Origin of the sequence: Rhodococcus sp. IEGM 1381 (assembly GCF_030056795.1) — a bacterium.
Classification (GTDB): domain Bacteria; phylum Actinomycetota; class Actinomycetes; order Mycobacteriales; family Mycobacteriaceae; genus Rhodococcoides.
The window spans coordinates 171836-179084 of sequence record NZ_JASHKQ010000009.1 but is presented as its reverse complement, the minus strand read 5'-3'; the positions used below and the strand labels follow the sequence as shown (position 1 = coordinate 179084).

General features: G+C 65.0%; 7 protein-coding genes and 1 pseudogene. 7 read left to right on the top strand and 1 reads right to left on the bottom strand.

All coding sequences use genetic code 11. The annotated features are described in order from the left end of the window. From QM797_RS19160 to QM797_RS19140, 5 genes and pseudogenes are all read left to right on the top strand, one after another. Positions 1-145 (top strand): annotated as a pseudogene (locus QM797_RS19160) (SRPBCC family protein); the annotation flags it as partial. Between the two features lie 32 nt (positions 146-177). Then, positions 178-1419: an ArsA family ATPase gene (locus tag QM797_RS19155; RefSeq protein WP_283277253.1), complete on the top strand. Its 1242-nt coding sequence runs from the start codon at positions 178-180 to the stop codon at positions 1417-1419. 52 nt (positions 1420-1471) lie between these two features. Next, entirely contained in the window at positions 1472-1984 is a 513-nt protein-coding gene (locus tag QM797_RS19150; protein WP_283277233.1) for a hypothetical protein, read from the top strand. A 64-nt stretch (positions 1985-2048) separates the two neighbouring features. After that, positions 2049-3023, top strand: coding sequence for an ROK family protein (locus QM797_RS19145; RefSeq protein WP_283277232.1), 975 nt, complete (start codon positions 2049-2051; stop codon positions 3021-3023). 178 nt (positions 3024-3201) lie between these two features. After that, entirely contained in the window at positions 3202-3930 is a 729-nt protein-coding gene (locus tag QM797_RS19140) for a lysophospholipid acyltransferase family protein (RefSeq protein ID WP_283277252.1), read from the top strand. 23 nt (positions 3931-3953) lie between these two features. On the opposite strand, the gene QM797_RS19135 is transcribed toward QM797_RS19140, so the two are convergent. Beyond that, entirely contained in the window at positions 3954-5246 is a 1293-nt protein-coding gene (locus QM797_RS19135) for a glycosyltransferase 87 family protein (protein ID WP_502942362.1), read from the bottom strand. Positions 5247-5326: 80 nt separating this feature from the next. Here QM797_RS19135 and QM797_RS19130 point away from each other — a divergent pair, with 80 nt between their 5' ends. Together QM797_RS19130 and QM797_RS19125 are read left to right on the top strand one after the other, a co-directional pair. After that, positions 5327-5818 carry a polyadenylate-specific 3'-exoribonuclease AS gene (locus QM797_RS19130; RefSeq protein ID WP_283277231.1) on the top strand — a complete coding sequence of 164 codons (492 nt, stop codon included), beginning with the start codon at positions 5327-5329 and terminating at the stop codon, positions 5816-5818. A 45-nt stretch (positions 5819-5863) separates the two neighbouring features. Then, positions 5864-7249, top strand: a complete 1386-nt coding sequence (locus QM797_RS19125) for a class II 3-deoxy-7-phosphoheptulonate synthase (protein WP_283277230.1) — start codon at positions 5864-5866, stop codon at positions 7247-7249.

Genomic DNA, 7249 nt, shown 5'->3' with positions numbered 1-7249 from the left:
GCGCGAAACCGGCAGCGGCACCGACGTGACGTACGAGCTCACCGTGGACCTGAACATCCCGATGATCGGCCTGTTCAAGCGAAAGGCAGAGAAGGTCATCACCGACACTGCACTCAAGGAATTGAAGAAGCGGGTCGAAGGCTGAGCGAAGCTCGCACCGAACCCCGCACCACGGTGATGCTGTTCCTCGGCAAAGGCGGTGCGGGGAAAACCACGCTGGCGGCGGCGTCGGGCCTGCGGCTGGCGAAGGCCGGCGAGCGGGTGTTGATCGCCTCCGTGGATCAGGCACCATCGCTCGCCGATGCGTTTTCGGGCATGCCCGACGGCGCTGTCGATGACGAGTCCGTGGAGCCGTGCCGAGTCCGACCCGTCACGGCCGGCCTGGACATCGTCGAGATCGATACGCTGAGTCTGCTCGAGGCGAGGTATCGAGGGCTCGGTTCCGTGGTGGCCATGGCGTCGGTGGGCCACGAGCACGGGGTGAGCTTCGGGGCGATAGAGCCGGAGGAGCTGCTGGGCTTCCCGGGAATCGAAGAGTTGTTGGGGATGCACGAGATCTATCGTCTGGTCGACGAAGGTCGTTGGGACACAGTGATAGTGGACCTGCCTGCTACGGCTGATGCGTTGAGAACTCTGCAGTTGCCCGACACCGTGGCCGCGTACGTGGAGCGGATCTGGCCGCACCACGATCGGATGGTGGCCGGCACCGGTTCCGACGTGCGGCTCACGCTCGTGGTGGCGATGATCGAGCGAGTGCTCGCCCAAGTCGACTCGGTTCGATCGCTGATCACCGACCCGGTGCGCACCGGCGCAACCGTGGTCGTCACTGCCGAACAGCTCTCGGTCGTCGATGCCGAACGAACTCTGTCGGCCGCGGCACTGCTCGGAATCAGAATCGATCGGGTTCTCGTCAACAAGATTCTGCCGGGGCTCAACTCGTCGTCGATCGGTCTGGTCGGTGCCCATCCGGCTGTGTTCTGGTTCGAGAGCTGGCGGGCCACGCAGCTCGCCGCCGTCACCGAGCTGCGCCGACGTATCGGCACCGTACCGATAGTCGAGGTGGAGCGGGCCCCTGGTGAACCGGTAGGGTTGGGGCCCTTGCAGGACGTGGCAGATCGCCTGGAACCGAGCTTGCTCGAACGGCGCGCGCCGGAGCGGGGTGAGCAGCCCTCCGTGGTACTCGAGTCCGGAAGCGGGCTCGAATCCGTGTATGCGATGAGAATGCTACTGCCGGTGGTGGATTCGACGACCCTGGGTGTGGGGCGAGTGGAGGACGACTTGATAGTCAGTGCCGACGGGAGGCGACGGCGCATCAGGTTGGCGTCGGTGCTTCGTCGGTGCATCGCAGACTCCGCCGAGCTCGACGGGCCCTGCCTGGTGGTGCGTTTCCGTCCGAATCCCGACGTGTGGCCACTGTGACAGGAAGTGTGGCCACGGTGACAAGTCCGCGCACGACGTTCGGGGTGCAGCGATGACTTCCGGGCATTCCGAGCTGGGGTCCGATCTGCTGGCCCTGGCCGACACCGTGCTGACTCGGCTCGACCCCATCCTGCGCCGGGTTGCAGAGACTCAGCAGGAACGTGATCAACAGGGCTGCAGTTGGTGTCCGGTGTGTGCGCTTGCTGCACTGGTGCGCGGCGAGCGGCACGATCTGGTCGAACTGGTGGCCTCCGAGGGTACGGTGATCATCGCGCTGCTGCGCCAGCTGCTCGCCGACCACACGAACACCGACCACACGAACACCGACCACACGAACACCGACCACACGAACACCGAACACATGAACACCAGAACCGGTCCGACCGCCGCGACCCCTGCGGAACCCTCGCCGTCAGGTCCCGGGCCGGACCCGACGTCGACCGAACCGGTCGACCTCTCGAACGTGTCGGTCGACACGAATACCCCGGGCGAACGTCGGGCGGCGTTCGTTCCGATTACCGTTCGAGTGAACAGTTCACGATCGGACACGCAGGATCGTCCGTGACGGGTGAGCCCGCGGACCGATCGGTGACAGCCGTGTGGGGGACGGCGGAGAAAGGCATCAACGAATGAAACGACACCAGCAGCGACTGACGGTCGGCATCGACGTGGGCGGGACGAGCCTGCGGGCCTCGGTCGTCGACGCCGAGGGGCAAGTGCTCGACTCGACAGCTGCTCCCACTCCGCACACCGCGCGGGCACTCGAGCGCGGGCTCGACCGTGCCGTGCAGGAGCTGGCCGGGCGACACGACATCGCCGCCGTCGGGCTCGCGGTTGCAGGATTCATCGATTCCGAGCGCACGACAGTTCGGTTCGCTCCGCATCTGCCGTGGGTGAACACCCCCGTCGCAACCGAGATGAGCAAGCGGATCGGACTTCCGGTGCTACTCGAACACGACGCCAACTCGGCGGCGTGGGCCGAATATCGATTCGGAGCCGCATCCGGTGGTCGCAACGTGGTGATGGTGGCAATAGGTACCGGAATCGGCGCGGCGCTGCTGATCGACGGCAGGATCTACCGCGGCAGCCACGGCGTGGCACCGGAGCTCGGCCACATTCAGGTGGTTCCGGACGGCCGGGCCTGCCCCTGTGGCAAGCGTGGCTGCTGGGAGCGGTACTGCAGTGGCACTGCGCTGGTGGACACCGCAGTCGAGTTCCTCGCCGCCGACCCGTCGTCGTCGACGACTCTGGCCCGTGAGGTGTTCCTCGATCCGGGCTCGTTGACAGGTCGTCGGATCGCCACTGCCGCGCAGGACGGTGATTCGATCGCCCGACGAACGATGGAGGATTTCGCGCAGTGGCTCGGAGTCGGACTGTCGATGGTCAGTGACGTGTACGACCCCGATCTGATCGTGCTGGCCGGGGGAGTGGCCACGTCGTCGAGTCAATTTCTCGCCCGTGCGACCGACAAATACGCGGAGCTGGTGACCGGTACGGGCCATCGACCGTTGGCTCGTATTCGAAGTACGCAACTGGGCGAAGCGGCGGGCATGATCGGGGCCGCAGAGCTGGCCCGGACCCAGTTCGTCACCGGCGTGCGCTGACCGGGTCGGTCCGTATCGTGTGAGCTCTGTCCCGGAGTCTCCGATGATGTGGCTGGTGTCATAAACCGTGGGTACAGTTCACTACGCGGCACGGTTCCAGGACGCACGGCCGCGGTCGATTCTCGCTCGCGGGAGCCGGCACCAAACGATGTCCCGACCATCATCAGGGAGCATGTCAATGTGGTACTGGCTGGTTAAGTACGTCTTCATCGGGCCCCTGCTCATCGCCCTGGGACGGCCCACCATCGAAGGTGCGGAGAACATTCCGACGCACGGTCCGGTCATCCTGGCGAGTAACCACAAAGCTGTTCTCGACTCCTTCTACCTCCCGCTCAAGACGCCTCGCCGCATCACCTTCCTGGCCAAGAGCGAATACTTCACCGGTCCCGGCCTCAAAGGTGCCTTTCAGAAGTGGTTCTTCACCGCAGTGGGGCAGGTCCCGATCGATCGCACCGGAGCCGACGCAGCACAGGACGCCCTCGATGCGGGCGTGCGCGTGATCGAAGCGGGGAAGGTTCTCGGCATCTATCCCGAGGGCACCAGGTCTCCCGACGCTCGGTTGTACAAGGGCAAAACCGGTATGGCGCGGCTGGCGCTGCAAACCGGAGTTCAGGTGATTCCGGTCGCGATGATCGGCACCGAGAAGATGAACCCGATCGGTTCACGTGTCTGGCGTCCAACGAAGGTCACCATCCGCATCGGCAAGCCCATCGATTTCTCGCGTTTCGAGGGCATGGCAGGCAATCGGTTCGTCGAGCGCGCCGTCACCGACGAGGTGATGTACGACCTGATGTTGCTGTCCGGCCAGGAATACGTGGACGTGTACGCCGCTTCGATGAAGAAGGACGCACCGCTTGCCGATTCGGCTCCCGCGGCTCGCCGCATCCCAGACTCCAAGGCCAGCTGAAACCTGCACGAAAACAACCGCGATCAGTGAATCGCGGCGGCTTCGTTCGCTGTCTTCGAGCGGTCGGAGAAGCTGATCGCCGCGAGGGCGACGATCGAAGCCAATGCCCACCACACGTAGGCGGAGGCCGCGAACTGGTCGAGCAACGGCCAGCCGAGCCCGCTCCATCGTCCCTCGCCGAGCTTCCAATGCGGCGGATAGACCATCAGCGCAAGCCCGATTGCAACCAGAATCAGCAGCAGCGCACTGCGGCGGCGATAGCCGAGGACTGTGAGCACGATGGTGAACGGAACCGCCCACACCCAGTGATGCGACCACGACACCGGCGAGACCAGTAGACCGAACATGGCGTTGATCGTCAGGGCCAGGGCAATCTGCCCGGCCGCGAACGCCTTTCGCATCGCCACCGCCGCTATACCGAGTACCACCACCGACAATGCGATCCACAGGATCGACCGCGGCAGCTCGTCCAATCCCAGGCGCGCGAGCACGCCGGTGATCGACTGGTTCGGCGGGTAGGCCGGGCCACCGATCCGATCGGAATCGACGATGGTCTCGGTCCAGTACTTCACCGAGTCCGACCACGTCAGCGCGAAGCCGATTGCGGTGAATACCGCAAAACTCAGAACCGAGACCACTGCAGCGCGAAAGTCCTTGCGCAACAGAAAGAACAACACGAACACGGCAGGCGTGAGCTTGACGGCGGCCACGAGACCGATCAGGACCCCTCGCGGCCACGGAGTCTTCTTCGGCAGGCAGTCGAGGGCCACGAACGCCATCAGCACGATGTTGATCTGTCCGTAGTTCAGCGTCGAGGTGACCGGCTCCAGTACGAGCACCGACAACGCGAACACTGCTCCGGCAGACCACCACACGAGCGTGCGGGGACAAATTCCGAGCGAGGTGAGGGTGACTACGACGGTTACCAGCAGCAAGAGCATGGACAGCACAGTGACGGCGATCGACGCGGCGTAGAGCGACACCGACGACAGCGGGCTGAAGATCGCCGCGGCGATCGGGGGATAGGTGAACGGCAGCGTCGTGCCGGTCGCGATCGGCGGCAACTGCCCGTACAGGTCCCCGCCCTCCGCGAACACCTGACCGCCGAGTCGATACACGTCCAGGTCGAGTCGGTAGTGCTCGCCCAGAGCACGGAGACCCGGAAAGCCGTTGAGGTGGAACAAGACGCCGACTGCGGCGGCGATCAGGACCACGATCCTGCTCGACGCGACAGCCCACCGCGGCCACCGACGTGGCGTCTGACCGGCCGGCTCCGATGCCTCGGCGGTCGGACGGTTGGTGTCGGGCGAAGTCACAACGTGGGCCTTTCGGGGCTGTTCGGATTCGGACTACCGGTACGTGGGGAGGTGTCGGGGCACGCGCTAGGGTGAGCCGCGTGCGCTACTTCTACGACACAGAGTTCATCGAGGATGGTCGCACAATCGAGTTGGTCTCGATCGGTGTGGTTTCGGAGGACGGTCGCGAATTCTATGCGGTGTCCTCCGAGTTCGATCCCGAGCGCGCAGGCCGCTGGGTTCGACGCAACGTGCTGCCCAAGTTGCCACCGTACTCGTCGCCGCTCTGGATGAGTCGGTCTCGAATCCGTGACGAACTACTCGAGTTCCTGGTGCCCCACTACGGTGCCGAGGTCGAACTGTGGGCGTGGGTGGCTGCGTACGATCACGTGGCGCTGTGTCAGCTGTGGGGTTCGATGACCGAGTTGCCCCGTTCGTTGCCGCGGTTCAGCCGTGAGCTGCGCCAGCACTGGGAGGATCGCGGCAGCCCCGAGCTGCCGCCGGTGCCCGACGACGCTCACGATGCGCTCGCCGATGCCCGGCACAATCTGGCGAAGTTCCAGGCGATCGAGGAGTTCTCGCACCGCGGGTGAACACCCGTTGTCCTGCGACGACGGCGGTGCGAATATCCTGTACCGGTGAACTGGACTGTCGACGTACCCATCGATCGCTTGCCCGACCTGCCGCCGTTGTCACCGACGCTGCGCACTCGATTGGACGATGCGTTGGCCAAGCCGGCGGCGCAGCAGCCGCAATGGGACCCCGAGCATGCAGCGGACATGCGCAAGGTGCTCGAGAGCGTTCCGCCCATCACCGTCGCCGGTGAGGTGGAGGCCTTGTCGGACAAGCTGGCCGCTGTTGCGCGCGGTGAGGCCTTCCTGCTCCAGGGCGGCGACTGCGCCGAGACATTCGTGGACAACACCGAGCCGCACATCAAGGGCAACATCCGCACGCTGTTGCAGATGGCGGTGGTGCTCACCTACGGCGCGAGCATGCCGGTGGTCAAGGTAGCGCGCATCGCCGGGCAGTACGCCAAGCCGCGCTCGTCGAACATCGATGCGCTCGGTCTGCAGTCCTACCGCGGTGACATGATCAACTCCCTCGTTGCCGACGAGAGCGTCCGCGGACACGATCCGTCGCGGCTGGTCCGTGCCTACGCCAATGCCAGCGCAGCGATGAACCTGGTCCGCGCACTGACCGGTGCGGGCATGGCGGATCTGCACAAGGTGCACGACTGGAACCGGGAGTTCGTCGCCAATTCACCCGCCGGTGCACGATACGAAGCACTCGCGGGAGAGATCGATCGCGGCCTGCGTTTCATGGATGCCTGCGGCGTGAACGACCCCAACCTGCATACCGCACAGATCTACGCCAGCCACGAAGCCCTCGTCCTCGACTACGAGCGCGCGATGCTGCGTCTGGACAACACCGACGATCACCCCAAGCTGTACGACCTGTCCGCGCACTTCCTGTGGATCGGCGACCGCACCCGCCAGCTCGACGGGGCGCACATTGCGCTGGCCGAACTGATCTCGAACCCGATCGGTCTCAAGATCGGGCCCTCGACCACGCCCGAGATGGCCGTCGAGTATGTCGAGCGCCTCGACCCGACCAACAAGCCGGGCCGCCTGACGCTGATCTCACGTATGGGCAACGGCAAGGTGCGCGACATCCTGCCGGCCATCATCGAAAAGGTGCAGGCCACCGGACACCAGGTCATCTGGCAGTGCGACCCCATGCACGGCAACACCCACGAGGCGTCGACCGGATACAAGACGCGGCACTTCGATCGCATCGTCGACGAGGTACAGGGCTTCTTCGAGGTACACAACGGCCTCGGTACGCATCCGGGTGGAATCCACGTCGAGCTGACCGGCGACGACGTCACCGAGTGCCTCGGCGGTGCCCAGGACATCTCCGATCTGGACCTCGCCGGCCGCTACGAGACGGCCTGCGACCCTCGGCTGAACACGCAACAGAGCATCGAACTGGCCTTCCTCGTAGCCGAGATGCTTCGCGACTGA

Coding starts and splice junctions, on each gene's coding strand:
- QM797_RS19140 (WP_283277252.1), top strand. CDS start 3,202: ATGTGGTACTGGCTGGTTAAGTACGTCTTCATCGGGCCCCTGCTCATC.
- QM797_RS19150 (WP_283277233.1), top strand. CDS start 1,472: ATGACTTCCGGGCATTCCGAGCTGGGGTCCGATCTGCTGGCCCTGGCC.
- QM797_RS19145 (WP_283277232.1), top strand. CDS start 2,049: ATGAAACGACACCAGCAGCGACTGACGGTCGGCATCGACGTGGGCGGG.
- QM797_RS19155 (WP_283277253.1), top strand. CDS start 178: ATGCTGTTCCTCGGCAAAGGCGGTGCGGGGAAAACCACGCTGGCGGCG.